14 protein-coding genes are annotated in these 16,874 nt (G+C 41.6%); 13 read left to right on the forward strand and 1 reads right to left on the reverse strand.

Going from position 1 to position 16,874, the window contains the following annotated elements:
• Positions 1–137 precede the first annotated feature (137 nt).
• The 6 genes from C1A12_RS15175 (at position 138) to C1A12_RS15200 (ending at position 6,945) form a co-directional block, all read left to right on the forward strand.
• Positions 138–1,130, forward strand: a complete 993-nt coding sequence (locus C1A12_RS15175) for a tripartite tricarboxylate transporter substrate binding protein (protein WP_101845124.1) — start codon at positions 138–140, stop codon at positions 1,128–1,130.
• 83 nt (positions 1,131–1,213) lie between these two features.
• Positions 1,214–1,657 (forward strand): tripartite tricarboxylate transporter TctB family protein, encoded by a 444-nt coding sequence (locus C1A12_RS15180; RefSeq protein WP_101845126.1) that lies wholly within the window; start codon positions 1,214–1,216, stop codon positions 1,655–1,657.
• A 14-nt stretch (positions 1,658–1,671) separates the two neighbouring features.
• Complete coding sequence (locus C1A12_RS15185) at positions 1,672–3,171, forward strand: tripartite tricarboxylate transporter permease (protein ID WP_101845127.1); 1,500 nt, start codon at positions 1,672–1,674, stop codon at positions 3,169–3,171.
• A 39-nt stretch (positions 3,172–3,210) separates the two neighbouring features.
• Complete coding sequence (locus tag C1A12_RS15190) at positions 3,211–4,587, forward strand: SLC13 family permease (protein WP_235001625.1); 1,377 nt, start codon at positions 3,211–3,213, stop codon at positions 4,585–4,587.
• 17 nt (positions 4,588–4,604) lie between these two features.
• Complete coding sequence (gene prpB / locus C1A12_RS15195; RefSeq protein WP_101845129.1) at positions 4,605–5,522, forward strand: methylisocitrate lyase; 918 nt, start codon at positions 4,605–4,607, stop codon at positions 5,520–5,522.
• Positions 5,523–5,526: 4 nt separating this feature from the next.
• Positions 5,527–6,945, forward strand: coding sequence for a bifunctional 2-methylcitrate dehydratase/aconitate hydratase (locus C1A12_RS15200; RefSeq protein ID WP_101845131.1), 1,419 nt, complete (start codon positions 5,527–5,529; stop codon positions 6,943–6,945).
• A 407-nt stretch (positions 6,946–7,352) separates the two neighbouring features.
• Here C1A12_RS15200 and C1A12_RS15205 read toward each other — a convergent pair whose 3' ends face one another.
• The gene (locus C1A12_RS15205; protein WP_200816606.1) at positions 7,353–8,732 is read right to left on the reverse strand and encodes an alpha-amylase family glycosyl hydrolase; all 1,380 of its coding nucleotides are present in this window, start codon (positions 8,730–8,732) and stop codon (positions 7,353–7,355) included.
• Between the two features lie 424 nt (positions 8,733–9,156).
• Here C1A12_RS15205 and C1A12_RS15210 point away from each other — a divergent pair, with 424 nt between their 5' ends.
• The 7 genes from C1A12_RS15210 (at position 9,157) to C1A12_RS15240 (ending at position 16,860) form a co-directional block, all read left to right on the forward strand.
• Positions 9,157–9,420: a hypothetical protein gene (locus tag C1A12_RS15210; RefSeq protein WP_101845134.1), complete on the forward strand. Its 264-nt coding sequence runs from the start codon at positions 9,157–9,159 to the stop codon at positions 9,418–9,420.
• Between the two features lie 536 nt (positions 9,421–9,956).
• A complete protein-coding gene (locus C1A12_RS15215) occupies positions 9,957–10,784 on the forward strand; it encodes a sugar phosphate isomerase/epimerase (protein ID WP_101845136.1) in 828 nt (275 codons plus the stop codon).
• Between the two features lie 21 nt (positions 10,785–10,805).
• Positions 10,806–11,978, forward strand: a complete 1,173-nt coding sequence (locus tag C1A12_RS15220; protein ID WP_101845137.1) for a Gfo/Idh/MocA family protein — start codon at positions 10,806–10,808, stop codon at positions 11,976–11,978.
• Positions 11,979–12,030: 52 nt separating this feature from the next.
• Positions 12,031–13,194, forward strand: coding sequence for a substrate-binding domain-containing protein (locus C1A12_RS15225; RefSeq protein WP_101845139.1), 1,164 nt, complete (start codon positions 12,031–12,033; stop codon positions 13,192–13,194).
• Positions 13,195–13,207: 13 nt separating this feature from the next.
• Positions 13,208–14,380: a Gfo/Idh/MocA family protein gene (locus C1A12_RS15230; RefSeq protein WP_101845141.1), complete on the forward strand. Its 1,173-nt coding sequence runs from the start codon at positions 13,208–13,210 to the stop codon at positions 14,378–14,380.
• A 40-nt stretch (positions 14,381–14,420) separates the two neighbouring features.
• Positions 14,421–15,923, forward strand: coding sequence for a sugar ABC transporter ATP-binding protein (locus tag C1A12_RS15235; RefSeq protein ID WP_101845143.1), 1,503 nt, complete (start codon positions 14,421–14,423; stop codon positions 15,921–15,923).
• The gene (locus tag C1A12_RS15240; protein WP_235001626.1) at positions 15,901–16,860 is read left to right on the forward strand and encodes an ABC transporter permease; all 960 of its coding nucleotides are present in this window, start codon (positions 15,901–15,903) and stop codon (positions 16,858–16,860) included. The genes C1A12_RS15235 and C1A12_RS15240 overlap by 23 nt, the downstream gene beginning before the upstream one ends.
• Positions 16,861–16,874: the final 14 nt, after the last annotated feature.

The raw sequence follows: 16,874 nt of genomic DNA on the forward strand, positions 1-16,874 counted from the left end.
CCGTGAACAATATGACCAAAATCACCTTTATACAGATAATTTCTTTTATGATGATAACGCTGACATGAAAGAATATTCGTACTAATATGACAAATAAGTAATGAAAGCACTTACAAATTGAAGGGGAGGAGATTATTTTGAAAAGGTTATCAGGTATTTTATCTTTATTGTTTGTTATGTTCATCATGGGTTGTTCGTCTGACGGGTCTACCGGAGCTTCGGGAGATGAAAGCAACTTCCCTGAAAAAGACATTGAATTTGTAGCGCCTGCCTCACCAGGTGGCGGATGGGATGGAACAGCCCGGGCGATGCAGAAAATCTTAACAGATGAGGGAATTGTAGATGAAAATATCAATGTAGTTAATAAACCAGGAGGAAGTGGAGAAGTTGGCTGGCAGTACTTATCCAGTAAAGACGCTCATAATATTACAATTAATTCCAGTCTTGTTATTACAAATAATCTACTTGGTCAAAGTGAACTCACTTACAAAGATTTTACTCCATTAGGAGTGCTGACAACCGAATGGATCTCTATCGCAGTACCGCCTGAATCGGAGTATGAAAAAGGTGCTGAAGTGATGGAGCAACTGAAAAAAGACCCTACTTCCATGAAGATCGGCGTAGCACCAGGTTTGGGAAATAATGACCACTTATCATTTGTTCAAGCTGCTAAAGAATATGGAGTAGATGTCCCTAAGTTGGAATTTCAAATTTATGAAAGTGGCGGTGATGTTGTTTCCGCGCTGTTAGGAGGACATATCGATGTAGCAACCATGTCTGTTTCTGAAGCGAAAGAGCAGCACTTAGCTGGTAAGTTCAAAATGATTGCTGTTTCATCTGAAGAGCGTATTGAAGGGTTGGAAGAAGTACCAACCTGGAAGGAGCAGGGCGTCGATATGGTATTTCCTCACTGGAGAGGTATCATGGGACCACCAGATATGACGGAAGAAGAAATTGCTTATTGGGATGAAAAAATTGGAGAGATGGTTGAGACCGAAGCTTGGAAGACTCTGTTAAAAAATAATGAGTGGCAGTCGTTTTATAAGGACAGCCAGGAATCAAAAGAGTTCTTACAACAGCAAACAGAGAACTATGATGAACTTTTGAATGAGTCAGGATTAACAGAATAGCTTATTCTGGCAGGGCTGCTTCTGAGTGTTCTCCTACATGATGAGGCAGCTTTCTTTTAATTAAAACGGGGAGGGTGGAACAGGTGGTTCGATTACTCACACCTTTATTCTTTGGAATTTTATCGATCGTCTATTTAATTTTAACAAGCCAGGTTCCTGAATCAAAAATCGGAAATCCGAATGGACCGATTTACTTTCCTATGGTCATTGGAATATTCATGCTCCTGTGCAGTATTGTCTATTTCATTCAGGAATGGAAACATAGGAAGGAAGAAGTGGCAGAGTTTAAAAAGCTAATGGCCGGACGTACGCCATTTCTCATTGGCTCTACCATTGTTTTAATTTTGATCTACACCTTTTTATTTGAACGTATCGGGTTTCTATACTCCACAATTTTATTTCTTGGAGGCTTGCTTTTCATCGTAAATGGGAAAAAGCACTGGCTGCAAAATATACTGATTGCAGTCATATTTTCATTCATTTCATGGTATTCATTCGCTGAACTGCTTCAAGTGAGCTTACCGTAGAGAGGAGGACGAACATGGGGGTTGATTTTCAGAATGTTATCCAAGGTTTATTAGTATCAATTCAGCCAATGAATTTGCTCTGGATACTGATCGGTGGATTCTTAGGAACGGTCGTCGGGATGTTGCCAGGATTGGGTCCAGCAACAGCCGTAGCAGTCCTGATCCCGATTACGTTTGGAATGGATCCGACCAGTGCACTGATCCTGATGGCATCTATCTATTATGGGGCCATGTATGGGGGATCACGAAGTTCCATTCTATTGAACACACCGGGGGATGGTTCTGCGATTGCAGCCACTTTCGACGGGTATCCAATGTCACAGAAGGGGCAGGCAGGACAGGCTTTAACTCTTTCTGCTATTGCTTCATTGATTGGCGGAATTTTCGCCATCTTCGGGTTTATATTATTGGCGAAACCCCTGGCTACATTTGCCTTGCGGTTTGGTCCGGCCGAGTATTTCATGCTGATGGTATTCACCCTATCAGCAATCATTTCCTTATCCAAAGGAAATATGGTAAAAGGTTTTATTTCAATGAGCATCGGTTTGATTCTGAGTACGATTGGAATCGATCTGCAAACCGGGGTACACCGATTTACTTTCGATATTCCGCAATTAAGTGAAGGTATTGATTTTCTGGTTGTCATTATCGGTATCTATGCCGTCGGAGAAGTACTATATAATTATCTTTCTATCAACTCTTTGAAGTTAGAAAAGAAAAAAGTCGGCAACAAGTGGATTACGAAAGAACAATGGAAAGCCTCAAAATGGCCGATGATCCGAAGCGGTCCGGTTGGTTTCCTGATCGGGGTCCTTCCTGGGGCTGGAGGATCGATTGCTTCTATGCTTAGCTATACGACGGAAAGACAATTGTCTAAAAATCCGGAGAAGTTTGGTAAAGGTGCACCAGAAGGACTAGCAGCTCCTGAATCTGCTAATAATGCTGCTTCTGTTGGTGCATTTATTCCGTTACTTACGATGGGGATTCCAGGTTCAGGTACAACAGCAGTCATTTTAGGGGCGGTCATCATGCTTGGTCTTCGTCCAGGACCTTTATTATTTGAAGATAACCCTGATATGGTTTGGACGCTTGTGAATAGTATGTTCATCGGAAATATCATGCTCGTAATTTTAAACATTCTTTTGGTCGGGTTGTTAGTAAGAATTCTTGATACCCCGCCTAAGATTCTCTATCCGCTTATATTGGTGCTAGCTTTCATTGGTACCTATACACTAAGTTACAGTATGGTAGATTTCTATATACTGATTATCTTCGGTTTCATTGGGCTGTTTATGAAATTGCTTAAATTCCCGATTGCTCCATTAATACTAGCTGTAATAGTAGGTTCCGATATGGAGCAAAATTTCCGGAAGAGCCTTGTTGCGCACGATAACTATCTTAATATCTTTTTTGCTTCTTCCGTTGCAACTACTCTAACAATCCTAACGATATTGTCTGTGATGTATCCATTCATTCTTGATTGGATTCAAAAAAGAAAGCAAAAACAAGCCTAATATCAGTCCCCAATCCAAGCATGAAACTGGGGGATGAAAATGAATAAAACATGGATGTTATTATCGATGGCAGGGGCGATTTATGCAGTGTTTTTCTGGCCGTTTGCCAGTTGGGGTGTGACCGTTCAATCCGTAGCTGTGCTGGTCATCATCCAGCTATTATGGATTGGGCGTGTTTTTAAGCTTGCGCATAGTTCCATCATTCTAATATTGTTACTGTCTTTTCATTTTTACACCTACGATGAAACGTTGAGCTATTTCGGTTCCGGTTTGGTTTGGCTGTTATTTTCCACGTTCATCTTAGCGTATGCTTTCATCCAGACAGGGTTGGCTGCCAGGGTTTCCCTTTACGTCCTGAGTCTTGCCAAGGGATCGGGCAAACTTTTGATTCTAGTTTCTTTCTTATTAATGTTCGTCCTTACTGTGATGATTCCCTCGAATATCGGAAAAGGAAGCCTGGTCAGTTCGGTGCTTGATGATCTATCCAAAAGCCTGAAGAAGGTATATGAGGTCAACTATATTCCAAAGGCATTATTTATAGGGGTGGCTTATGTCAGTGCTATATCTGGAGCGTTCGTACCGACCGGGGCAAGTTCGACGATCTATGCTTTTGGGATATTTTCTGAAGTTTCCCCAAGCCTCACCTATATGAAATGGCTCTTGTATTTCAGTGTCCCTATGCTTTCCTTCGTCATGTTATTGTGGCTGGTTTTTATTTTCTGGTATCCGGAAGAAAAGATTGAACCCATGCATGTGAAAAACCTGATTGATAGAAAGATGCAGGAAATCGGTCGATTAAACCCTGAAGAAATACGGATGATGGTGATCATGCTGGTGACGTTGGGATTATGGATGTCACAACCTGTACATGGCTATTCGATACCTCTGGTCGGTCTATTAGGTGCCAGTCTGGTAGTTTTCCCTGGGATAGGTGTATTGAAATGGGAAGAGGCAACCAAGGGCGTAAATTGGGATATGATGATCTTTTTTGCTGCAACGCTGATGCTTGCAAACATGTTGATTGACACAGGAACTGTAGAAGTTCTTGTCTCATTTCTCGTCAGTCATTCCAACGATTGGTATTCCTGGGTGTTTGTGATTGGAGTGCTGATCATTACCTCACTGATACGTGTGGTGTTTGTCAATGTATTGGGATTTATGACGATCATGCTCCCAACGGCTATCACACTTGGGGAAAAGCTGGACAGTGTCACTCCACTGACACTTGCGATGGGGGTGTATTTGATTGGCATACCGGGGTTTCTGTTAGTCACACAATCTCCCGTTCATTTAATCAGTTATTCTTACGGGTATTTTACCGATCGAGATTTATTCCTAGTCGGGCTAATAGCGATGCTCATCTGGATTGTTATTGTCTGTTTAACCATGCTCTTCTATTGGAGTTGGATCATTTAAAAAGGAGGTAATCCGTTATGACTTGGTTAACATCAAAACAGAAATCACAAGCCGAACTGGCAAAGGAATTTCGTGAGTTAATCCATCAGAAGTCGGTTTTAAAAATCATGGGAGCCCATGATGGGATGGCCGGCCTGATGGCAAAAGAAGCTGGGTTCCGTGCGCTTTATTTATCAGGGGCAGCTTATACCGCCAGCAAGGGCCTGCCGGATTTAGGGATATTGCAGTCCACCGAAGTTGCCGAACGGGCAAAAGAAATTACCAGAGCTACCAATCTGCCGCTACTGGTAGATGTAGATACTGGCTTTGGAGGTCCATTGAATGTAGCAAGGACAGTCAAAGAGACGGCCGAAGCCAACGTGGCAGCTATCCAGATGGAAGATCAGAAGCTTCCAAAAAAATGTGGCCATTTAAATGGAAAGCAGTTGATTTCCTTGGAAGAAATGGTAGAGAAAATAGAAATGGTAAAAGAAACCGTCCCAGAAGTCGTGCTCGTAGCGAGAACAGATGCCTTTGGAGTTGAAGGAAAAGAACAGGCTCTGGAGAGAGCAAAAGCTTATGAACAGGCAGGCGCAGACGCGATTTTCCCAGAGGCGCTAAGCAAGGAGACAGATTTCAAGGAGTTTTCTGAACAGCTTAACGCCCCACTGTTAGCGAATATGACCGAATTCGGAAAAACACCATACTATACAGCGGATGAATTTGAATCGATGGGATACTCTATGGTGATCTACCCAGTCACATCCATGCGCCTTGCAGCCAAAGCTTACAAGGATACTTTTGAGGAAATATGTAAGCAAGGAACACAAAAACATCTGCTCGATCGTATGCAGACGAGAGAAGAATTATATGATGTCATTGGTTTAGCTGATTATGAATGTCTCGATCAGAAGATTGCCAGTACCGTTTTGCCGAAATACGGGGAAAGAGAGTGAGTGCATGAGTAACCATGATTTCGATAAAGTCATTGAGAATATTGCAGACTATGTATTGAGGGAGGATGTTGGGGATAAGGAATCACTGGAAACAGCCCAATATGTTCTGATGGATAGCTTGGGATGCGCGATTCTCTCTTTAAATTACGAAGCCTGTACCAAATTGTTAGGCCCCCTTGTCCCTGGGGTAGCGATCGAAACCGGTGCAAAAATTCCAGGTAGAAGAGAGGTGCTTGACCCTGTACAGGCTGCCTTCAATTTAGGAACTATGATCCGCTGGCTCGATTACAATGATTGCTGGTTGGCGAAAGAATGGGGTCATCCGTCTGATAATCTAGGTGGAATACTCACGGTGACTGATTATATCAGTAGGAAGTATGAAGCAATCGGTAAGGATCCATTGACAGTAGAGGATGTGTTGAGAGCCACGATTAAAGCACACGAAATTCAAGGGGTGCTTGCGCTTGATAACAGCCTGAACCGGCAAGGACTCGACCATGTTTTATTTGTTAAAATAGCTACAGCCGCGGTCGCTACACAGATGCTTGGCGGGGATAAAATACAAATCATGAACGCAGTCTCTAACGCCTGGATCGATAACTCCAGTCTGAGGACGTATCGCCATTACCCGAACGCGGGATCGAGAAAATCTTGGGCAGCAGGAGACGCGACCAGCCGTGGGGTATGGTTAGCTTTTCTCAGTATGAAAGGGGAAATGGGCTATACAACGGCCTTGACTTCTCATGATTGGGGGTTTGAGGAGGTGCTGATGGATGGCCAAACCATCACACTAAACCGGGAACTTGACGACTATGTCATGAAAAACATCCTGTTTAAAATCTCATTTCCTGCGGAATACCACGCCCAGACCGCTGCAGAGTGTGGCTTCGATTTATATGAACAAGTAAAAGGACGTTTTGGGGATATCGATACCATAACAATTCGAACCCATGAATCTGCAGTACGGATAATCGATAAAAAAGGCCAGTTAACTAACCCGGCCGACCGGGACCATTGCCTGCAATATATCACAGCCATTGCCCTGATATATGGGGAGATAACAGCTGACCATTATGAGGATCATATTGCAGAAAATCCTTTGATAGATGAGCTGCGCCGGAAAATGGAAGTAGTGGAAGAACCAGAATTTAGTAAAGAATATCTGGATCCAGAGAAACGCTCGATTGCGAATGCCGTTAAAGTTTATTTCAAGGATGGAAGTGCTACCGAAGAGGTGGTGAGAAGGTATCCACTCGGTCATCGTATCCGGAGGGAGGAAGCTTTGCCGGATCTTCATAAGAAGTTTCGTTATAATATTTCTACTCAGTTTTCTGAAGAAAAGCAAGCGGAGCTCACCCAGTTATTTGCGGCACGCGATCTTATGAGCACTACTGTTCCTGATTTTATGGATGCCTGGGAATAGGAAATATTTGAAGTTATTATTTTGTAAACTCTTGTAATGTAGAAACTCGACTTTTAGATTTGGGGAAAAATTAGGACAGTATTTTATAATTTCTGTCTAAACCTCTTTAATGTTAATTATTGTTTATATTCCTAAAATATTGAACTATTTTAAACAGTTAAGCACTTTTAAATAGTGGACCATTTGTTGACCAAATCCATTATTTTAACTAATTTTGCATCCAATTGTATCCTAGTGTGCGCTCTCAGATGGTGAATTAAACTTATTTGTTACAGGACTTTTGGAAAGTATCAATAAAAAGAAGGATGTTGACCGAATTCGTCAACAGCCTTCTTTTTATTCCTATTTTATCTTAAAGCCAGCTCACATAATAAGAGGCTGGCTATTGATTTCAAGTGGTCCCAATTTTACTTACCTTGTTTATTCTGCACAAGAATCTTAAATTCCCATGGTTCTAGATCAAGAGTATGTTTACCACGCAGAATAAAGTCAGAATCAGAGAAATAAGATGTATACTTGCCTGATGAAGATCTAGGCTTAAGAGTAGTAGACTCCTCATTTTCTGTGAGGTTCATTACCACTACCACTTTATTGCCATTCTTTTCTCTCTCAAACGCTAAAACATTCTCGTTCGAGTTCTCTAAAAACTTAACATCTCCACCGTAGTTTCCATTCCAAAGGGCTGGGTTTTCTTTTTTAAGATCAATTAATTTCTCGTAATACTTTTGCATAGACAAGTCGTTCCAGTTGATTTCGTCCTTTTCAAAGAATTCCAGCATCTTGTCCAATCCTGCCTCTTCTCCGGAGTAAATAAGCGGCATTCCCGGCATAGTAAAGGTTAGAGCTGTCAGGGTTTCGTTTGCTTCGCCGTAAAGATCTTCATTTGTTCCGTTCCAAGAATTCTCATCATGATTCGTAAGGAAATTCATTGGGTAAGTCCCTTCAGGATACGTTTCCTCTACCTCTGAAATATAAGTACGAATGTCTTCTGCCGTGTTTTCACCGTTTGCTACTCCGATAGCATTACCGAGAAAAGGCCAGCCATAGTTAGCATCAAAACTCTCTTCCAAAAGGTTAAGGTTATCACTATCTTCCGCTAACATATAGATTGGTTTAATCTCGTCTAGTTCTTTTTTTGCCTCTTCCCAGAAATCTGCTGGTACTCGTCCTGCAACATCCATCCGATAACCATCAATGTCTGCTTTTTCCACCCAGAACTTCATTTCCTCAATCATTGCTTTACGCATTTCTTCGTTTTCATAGTCTAACTGGGCGACATCCGTCCAATCTGTGCCCGGTGGCTGCACAATCTCATCATCTTCATTCTGGATATACCATTCAGGATGCTCGGAGATCCAATCGTGATCCCACCCCGTATGGTTAGGAACAAAATCCAGCATGACTTTAAACCCCATATCATGGGCTCTTTGAACTAACTGTTCAAAATCCTCCATTGTTCCAAATTCAGGGTTAATCGCTGTATAATCTTGAATTGAATAATAAGATCCCAAAGTTCCTTTTCGATTCTCTTCAGAAATTGGGTAAACCGGCATAAACCAAAGAATGTCTACTCCCAACTCTTGGAGCCGGGGAAGATGCTTTTCAAATGCTTCAAAAGTACCTTCTTCTGTGTATTGTCTGACATTTACTTCATAAATGACATCATCTTTCGCCCATTCTGAAACCTCATCTGATTTCTGCTTTGATTCCGACCCTAGTGCAACCGGTTGCACAAATGCTGTAAAAAAAAGAACAGTTGCTGCTACCATAAAAAAAATCTTCTTCACTCTATTCATCTCCCTTTTATAGTTAGTATTGCACTTCCTTCTTTTAAACTTTTACCTCCTTCCACTAATTTTTAACTATTATTGGGAAGCGCTACCATGACTATAAAGTTTTTCTTTTAAGTTTTCAATATTTTCTCACTATTCTAAAAAGAACAGTGCGAAAGTCTTAGAAGGTTTATTTATAAACTTATTCGTAACTGGGTGAGTTTTTTACCCTGTTAGTTGTATCCACAGCGCTACAAGAGCGATACGGTTCGCAGATACTATCGGAACAGGAAATTCCTTTTTATAAAAAATAATTCAAGTCCCTTTGAATCTTCCATCAGTGGATAATGAAGATTTAAGAAACTTTTGTTTTAGTGAGATAGATTAAGTTATAAACCTCTTTGATATTGAATTATCTGCAGACGATGCTAGACAATTTGTGAGTAATTTCTCTAAAGGGTTAGAAGCCCATATAAAGACACCTAGACAAGCGAAATTATATTCAAATATCCTTATGTTTTCATTACCCATATTAAAGGATGAAGCAAATGTTGTTGATTTAATGTTAATAGAAGGAATTAGGGTCTTTTTGCCTCCAATTTATACTTTAATTAAAGATAATGAAGATTTATTTTTGAAAGATGGAAAGAGTGGCTTTGGTTATGATTATGACCAAAAAGAAAAGGAAAGGAGAAAAGAGTGAATTTATTTCACGCCGATTGTTAAGTACACTTTAGTCGGATTACAGTCACAGGAACTGAGCTTGGTGAATCCTGCAATGTCTACCCTATCCAGGTATCCGTGTACTTATGAGAGGCTTTTCTTATGAAAATTGTTATGGGAAGTACCGATCTTTTCAAATAAAAAATTAAGTTTAAATGTTGATTTATTTCCTTTATATTACATGATTCTTCAAGTCGGGTTGTAGGTGGGGCTAGAAATGCATACCATCTTCATTGCAATTGTGTTTCGATTTGGTCGAGAAAGCTTTTAACATCCAGAAAAGAAAGTGCTTCATGTTTTTTCTAATTCATTGAAATATAATTTACGTAAAAAAACTAAGAAAAGATTAAAAATGTATATATAAAAGACTATAAACCTCATATTTTTGAATTATTATCGCATTATTTGCGCAAATTTTACGAAAAATAATTGACACCGTTTTCATATAGTGTTAAATTACTAACCGTAAGCAATTCATTTTATTTATTTACGTAAATATATAGAGGAGGGTAACTAGTGAATGTTGGTTATATGACTAATGCCTTCGGGCCTTTAGTAGGTTCAGGCGGCGGAGTAACTAGTATCAAAGACGTGCGTTATGAAACTTTGTGCAGGGATGAAGAAGTTTTTCAGAAAATCCAGAGACAAGGGTTCAACGGAGTGGAACTGTTTGATGGCAATCTGGATCAATTCGCAAGTCAGCCTAAGAAGCTAAAAGCACAACTTCAAGGGATGGGGCTTTCACTTTATGGTGTGTATGCTGGAGCAAATTTTATTTACGAAGATGCATGGCAGGATGAATTGTGGCGTATTCACCAGACAGCCAGAATTGCAGCTGAAGCAGGAGCCAAGCATCTCGTGCTAGGCGGTGGTGCGGTTCGAGCTTCAGGTGGAGAGCAAAAAGACATAAAACGATTGGCAGCATCATTAGCTGAGGCAGAGTCTATAGTGTCCCAGGAAGGGTTAATTGTAAGTTATCATCCACACTTAGGTTCAATGATTGAATCACCAGAACAAATTGATCAGCTTTTTTCTTGCTCATCTATAGCGTTTTGTCCCGATGTTGCACACTTAGCCGCAGGCGGTGGTGACCCATTAGAGATCATCCAAAAGTACAAAGACCGAATTCCATATATTCATTTGAAAGACTGGGACGGTGAAGGATTTGTCCCGTTAGGGCATGGGAGTTTAGATCTGCACGGTATCATTGACTTTCTTGAGGCCCAATCGTATACAGGGGATTGGCTGGTAGAGATCGACGGTTATGCCGGTGATCCTGTAGAAGCATGTAAAGTATCGTATGAATTTCTAAAAAACACTTCATTAAATAAAAATACTAAATAGTAGATAAAGGAGAGGTTTGTAATGAAAAATATAAAGATTGGTCTTATTGGCGCTGGGTTTATGGGGAAGGCACACGTTGTAGGTTATTCTAATGTACCGAAGCTGTTTTGGCCTGCACCAGCAGTTCCGGAACTGAAAACCGTATGTGATATAGATGAGGAAACAGCAAAGGATTCCAAAGATCGGTTTGGTTTCAAGGAATGGACGACTGACTGGCATGACATTATTAATGACCCAGAAATAGATGCGGTAAGTATCTGTACCCCGAATGATTCACACGCGCAGATTTCTATAGCTGCTTTAGAGGCAGGAAAGCATGTACTTTGTGAGAAGCCCATCTCAAACAATCCTGAAGACGCAAAAGCTATGGCAGACGCAGCGGCACAAGTATCCTCCGATGGTATTATCGCAATGTGTGCTTATCAATACCGCCGTGTACCGGCAGTTGTTCAAGCTAAAAAACTTATCGAAGATGGTTCTATTGGCGACGTTCTCAATATTCGTACAACATATTTGCAAAGCTGGAGCGCAGATCCAGATTCACCTTTGTCCTGGAGGTTTCAGAAAAAATATGCAGGAGCTGGGGCATTAGGTGATATTGGGACTCACGTTATTGATATAGCACAATACTTAGCCGGAGATATTGAAGAGGTAGTATCAAACGTTAGAACCTTCATTAAGGAAAGACCTGTACAAGAGGGTGGTGCAGATCTGCTTGGAACTGTGAAAGTAGATCCTGACGCAGCAAAAGAACCGGTGGATGTAGATGATGAGGCATCTTTTCTTGTCAATTTTAAAAATGGAGCTGTTGGAAGTATAGAAGCTACTCGGAATGCTTGGGGGCGAAATAATTATATTACTGTAGAAGTGCATGGCACGAAGGGTTCGATCCTATTCAATTACGAGCGCTTAAATGAACTCCAGGTAAGTTTCTCAGAGGACCCAGAGGACCGTCGAGGATTTAAAACGATTTATACAGGCCCTGCTCACTCTTATGGGGAAGTAACGTGGAATATCCCTGGTATGAATATTGGATATGGTGAATTGAAAACAATTGAAAGCTACGATTTTTTGAAAGCGATTGCTGACAAAGAACAGCCTTCTACTTCATTTAATGAGGCTTATAAGGTGGATCAAGTATGTGAAGCCGTATTAGCTTCAGCGGAGTCACGCAGATGGGAGAAGGTAAAATGATTTCTCCTATAACTCAAAGTATTTCTCTTTGGATTATAAGGGAGGAAGGAATATGAGAACAAAGTTCGTTGCAGGGTTGTTTGTGTTATTCACACTTCTAATGGCTGGGTGTAATGCACAAAAAGGCAGCGGTGACGAGATAGTCTCAGAAGATATAGAAATGGATGTTGCTTCAGAACCGATCCGGATTAACCCTGATATCCCGGAATCAAAGATATATAGCGAAGGACCTCAAGGAGAACAGGCAGTATCTGCTCATACTCTTGAACTGAGTGTGGAGGAAGCGGAAGAGATCAGTGATGGAGACTATACAGCAGCTATAGCTATGCATTATGCAGGAAATGACTGGTCACGAGCCCAGATTAATGGGTTGAAGCAGACTTTCGCGAAAATGGGAGTTGAAGTCATCGCAGTGACAGATGGACAATTTAGCGTAGAAAAACAGGCCTCTGATATCGAAACACTGCTTGCAAGAGACCCGGACGTTCTCGTCAGTGTTCCTGTAGACCCGGTTTCCACTGCCAGTGCATACCGGAAGGCAGAAGAAGCTGGTGTTGAACTTGTATTTATGGACAATGTTCCTAAGGGATTTTCTCCTGGAGAGGATTATGTAAGCGTTGTCTCTGCGGATAACTATGGAAATGGTGTCATTGCTGCACATAGCATGGCAGAAGAGGTTGGAGAAGAAGGAGAAATAGGCGTCATTTATCATGATGCTGACTATTTTGTAACAGAGCAACGGGTAGAGGCGTTTGAAAAAACGATCAACGAAGAATATCCTGATCTCAAAATTGTCGAACGTGATGGGATAGGAGAGCCAGAAGATGGAGAACGAGTTGCCAACGCCATGTTAACGCGGAATGCTGATTTGGATGGGTTATTCGTAGTATGGGACGTACCAGCAGAAGGAGCTTTGGCGGCTGCGCGTTCGGCAGCTTTGGAAGACCTGGATATTACTACAATCGACCTTGGTTCAGGAGTAGCGCTTGATATGGCACGTGATCAAAATATTAAAGGTATCGGCGCGCAACTTCCCTACGATCAGGGAGTGACAGAAGCTATTCTTGCCGGATATGCTCTGTTGGATAAGGAAACACCTCCTTATGTTGCGGTTCCGCCTCTAGAGGTAAATCGGAATAACCTGCTTGAGTCATGGGAGCTCGTGTATAACGAGGAAGTGCCACCAGAGATTCAAGGGGAAATGGAAAAAAAATGAGGGGGTTTTGATCATGAAAGAGCTAAAGGTAGGGATGATTGGCGGCGGGTTTATGGCTAAGGCTCATTCACTTGCTATGACAGCAGCACCTATGTTTTTTGATGATGGCATCATTCTAGAAAAATATAAAATTGCAGATGTGTCATTGGAATCGGCAAAGGCAGCTGCTCACAAACTGGGGTTTACTTCTTATACGGATAGCTGGCAAGAGATTATAGACGATAAGGAGATAGATATTGTTGACATTGTCACCCCAAACCATCTGCATGAGGAAATGGCAGTAGCAGCTGCCGAAGCCGGAAAGCATATCATTTGTGAAAAGCCACTTGGTAGAAATTCTGAAGAAACAAGGCGAATGTTGTGTGCTGTAGAGAAAGCGGGAGTGAAGCACCAGGTTGCTTTTAATTACCGGAAAACGCCCGCTGTTGCACTAGCAAAAAAATACATTGGAGATGGAGAGATTGGCCGTATTCTCTCTTTTCGCGGCACATATTTGCAGGATTGGTCCGCCCATCCCGACTCTCCACTTTCCTGGCGTTTCCAGGAATCATCAGCCGGATCTGGTGCACTAGGTGATATCGGGACCCATGTTATTGATTTAGCTCATTATTTAGTAGCCGATATCGAACAGGTGATGGCGATGACAAAAACTTGGGTTAAAGAGCGGCCGATTCAAGGTGCAGTTGCAGACTCTCTTGGAAACATTAAAGCTGATAGTTGTAAAAAAGGACCAGTAGATGTAGATGATCAGTTGATGACACTCCTCCGTTTTGAAAATGGGGCAGTTGGAAGTTTAGAGGCTACAAGAAACGCCTGGGGTCGCCACAATTATTTGACATTTGAAATTCACGGGGAAAAAGGCTCTCTTTATTTTAACTATGAAAGGAGAGACGAGCTGCAGGTTTGTTTTTCGGAAGATCCTGAGGACCGTCGCGGTTATAAAACAATTTATACAGGAGCAGCCCATCCATACGGAGATGGACTGTGGCCAATCCCAGGATTAGGTATCGGCTATAGTGAAGTGAAAATGGTGGAGATGCACGATTTTTTACAAGCTCTCCAGCAGGATACATCCTGTCAGCCAAGTTTCTTAGAAGGACATAGAATCAGTGAAGTAAGCGATGCTATTCTTCGTTCTGCAGCTAACGATCAATGGGAATCTACAAAGTCTTTATCTATAAAATAAAAACTTTACTTGCTTTACGCAAAGCAAAGGAGCTGTAAGTATGGGCAATACGATACTCCGAATGAAAGAAATTGAAAAAGGATTTAATGGTAACACAGTTCTCGATAAAGTGAATTTTAATGTAAAAGCCGGAGAGGTCCATGCATTGATGGGCGGAAACGGTGCTGGAAAATCTACGTTGATGAAGATTTTAACTGGGGTTTATCAGCTTGATCATGGAACGATTGAAATAGAGGATTCAAAAGTGAACTTGGAAAACCCTCGCGACGCTCAGCAGGCTGGTGTATCAATGATTTTTCAGGAATTCAGCCTTATTCCTAAATTGACCGTCGCTCAGAATATTTTTCTTCATCGAGAGCCACGCACATCTCTCGGAATGATCGACGAAAAAAAAATGCTTAAAGACAGCCAGCGCATTATTGACGATATGGGGCTCTCTATTTCACCGAAAGAATTAATAGAAAACCTTAGTGTTGGATATTGGCAGATGACAGAAATTGCAAAAGCACTCTCCATAAACACAAAAATATTAATTATGGATGAGCCAACCTCTACTTTGACAAAAACAGAGACAGAAGTGCTATTCTCTCTGATTGATCAGCTAAAACAATCTGGAATCACTATTATTTATATTTCCCACCGCATGGATGAGATCTTTCAAGTGTGTGATCGAATTACCGTTCTAAGAAATGGAGCGAATGTCATAACGACTCCCTGCTCAGAAGTAACAATGGAAGAGCTGATTGATTATATCATTGGAGGCAACATGGTCAAATCCTTTGAGTGGGTAGAGAGGCCGAAAAAAGAAGGCCGGAAACCATTGCTAGAAGTGAAAAATCTACAATCCGGTTCCCGTGTTAAAAATGTCAGTTTTTCTCTCCATGGGGGTGAAATTCTTGGTTTGGCAGGGCTGATGGGTAGTGGAAGGTCTGAAACAGTTCGTGCGATTTTTGGTGTGGACCCAGTCAATGGAGGAGAAGTGAATGTCCGTGGTGAACAAGTTTCCTTTTCTTCACCTAAGGAGGCCATTCAAAAGGGGGTGGGACTCGTACCGGAAGACCGCCGTTCGCAGGGACTGGTGCTCGGTCATTCCGTAAAAGAAAACATGATTCTTTCCAGCCTGGCCAAACTTTCAAAGAACAATTTCTTGCAGAATCAGCAGGCAAATAAGGAAGTAGAAGCACTGGTAAAAAAACTAAATGTGAAAACAGATAGTACACAAAAGACCATTTCACTTCTTTCCGGGGGAAATCAGCAAAAGGTAGTACTGGCTAAATGGTTGTTGAACGAAACAGAAATTTTATTGTTAGACGAACCTACGAGTGGAGTCGACATTGGGGCAAAAATAGAAATCATAGAAATTATCCGTGAGCTTGCAGATGCAGGGAAAGCTGTGTTGGTCGTTTCTTCTGAAATGACAGAACTATTGGCAATGAGTGACAGGGTTTTAATAATGAAAGATGGAGAGGTTACGAGTTCAATAGACAGAAAAGATATTAAAGGTGAGGAGGATGTTGAACGTGCCATCCAAGGTGAAGGGTAAATTGATAAATTTTGATTGGAGACAATATATAGTATACATCGCCTTTGTTATCGTTTTAATTTATTTTTCGATTACGTTAGCAGAGCAGGGATTTATGACTACTCACAATTTGCTGAATATCGCACGTCAAACCGCCATGATTTCTATTATGGGTGTGGCGATGACTTTTGTTATCTCATCTAAAGAGATTGATCTCTCTGTTGGTTCAGTTGCAGCTTTATCTGCTATAACTACAGCCCTGACGATGCAGGCAGGACTGGGAATGGTAACCGGTGTATTGGTAGGGCTAGGTACAGGACTGGCAATCGGATTTGTAAACGGATATTTAGTTACACGAGTAGCTATTCCAAGTTTTCTTGTTACGCTTGCAATGATGATGATCGCTCGAGGATTGGCTATGTGGGTTTCAGGCACTGCTCCCATTCCTATATTAAGTGATAGCTATATATTCCTTTTCGGTTCTGGAAGTATATTAGGTGTTCCAATCCTGCTAATTTGGACTCTTATAATCGCATCTGCTGGGCATATTATTTTACGTAAATTTACCTTTGGCCGTGAAACGCTTGCTACCGGCGGGAATGAAATGGCTGCCATTTACTCGGGAATTAAGACTAACAGGATTAAAATGACAGTCTTTATGGCCTCGGGGATGATGGCGGGTCTGGCAGGCATGTTATACGCCGGACGTCTGCAGGCAGGACGTTTTACCTTCGGTGAAGGAGATGAATTGTCGGTGATAGCTGCTGTTATTCTTGGCGGAACTAGTCTATTTGGTGGAGTCGGTACAGTAGTAGGGACCGTCATTGGCTCTATCATGATAGGGACCATTAACAACGCCCTGATACTACAAGGACTTGACGTTAGTCAGCAAATGGTTGTTCAAGGCATTATTATTATTTTAGCTGTAGCATTTGGTCGAAAGAAAAAGAAGGCATAACAATAGAGGAGAAG

This window comes from Halobacillus sp. Marseille-P3879, assembly GCF_900240285.1.
In the GTDB taxonomy this organism is placed as follows: Bacteria; Bacillota; Bacilli; order Bacillales; family Halobacillaceae; genus Halobacillus_A.

Coding starts and splice junctions, on each gene's coding strand:
- C1A12_RS15185 (WP_101845127.1), top strand. CDS start 1,672: ATGGGGGTTGATTTTCAGAATGTTATCCAAGGTTTATTAGTATCAATT.
- C1A12_RS15190 (WP_235001625.1), top strand. CDS start 3,211: ATGAATAAAACATGGATGTTATTATCGATGGCAGGGGCGATTTATGCA.
- prpB (WP_101845129.1), top strand. CDS start 4,605: ATGACTTGGTTAACATCAAAACAGAAATCACAAGCCGAACTGGCAAAG.
- C1A12_RS15200 (WP_101845131.1), top strand. CDS start 5,527: ATGAGTAACCATGATTTCGATAAAGTCATTGAGAATATTGCAGACTAT.
- C1A12_RS15220 (WP_101845137.1), top strand. CDS start 10,806: ATGAAAAATATAAAGATTGGTCTTATTGGCGCTGGGTTTATGGGGAAG.
- C1A12_RS15225 (WP_101845139.1), top strand. CDS start 12,031: ATGAGAACAAAGTTCGTTGCAGGGTTGTTTGTGTTATTCACACTTCTA.
- C1A12_RS15230 (WP_101845141.1), top strand. CDS start 13,208: ATGAAAGAGCTAAAGGTAGGGATGATTGGCGGCGGGTTTATGGCTAAG.
- C1A12_RS15235 (WP_101845143.1), top strand. CDS start 14,421: ATGGGCAATACGATACTCCGAATGAAAGAAATTGAAAAAGGATTTAAT.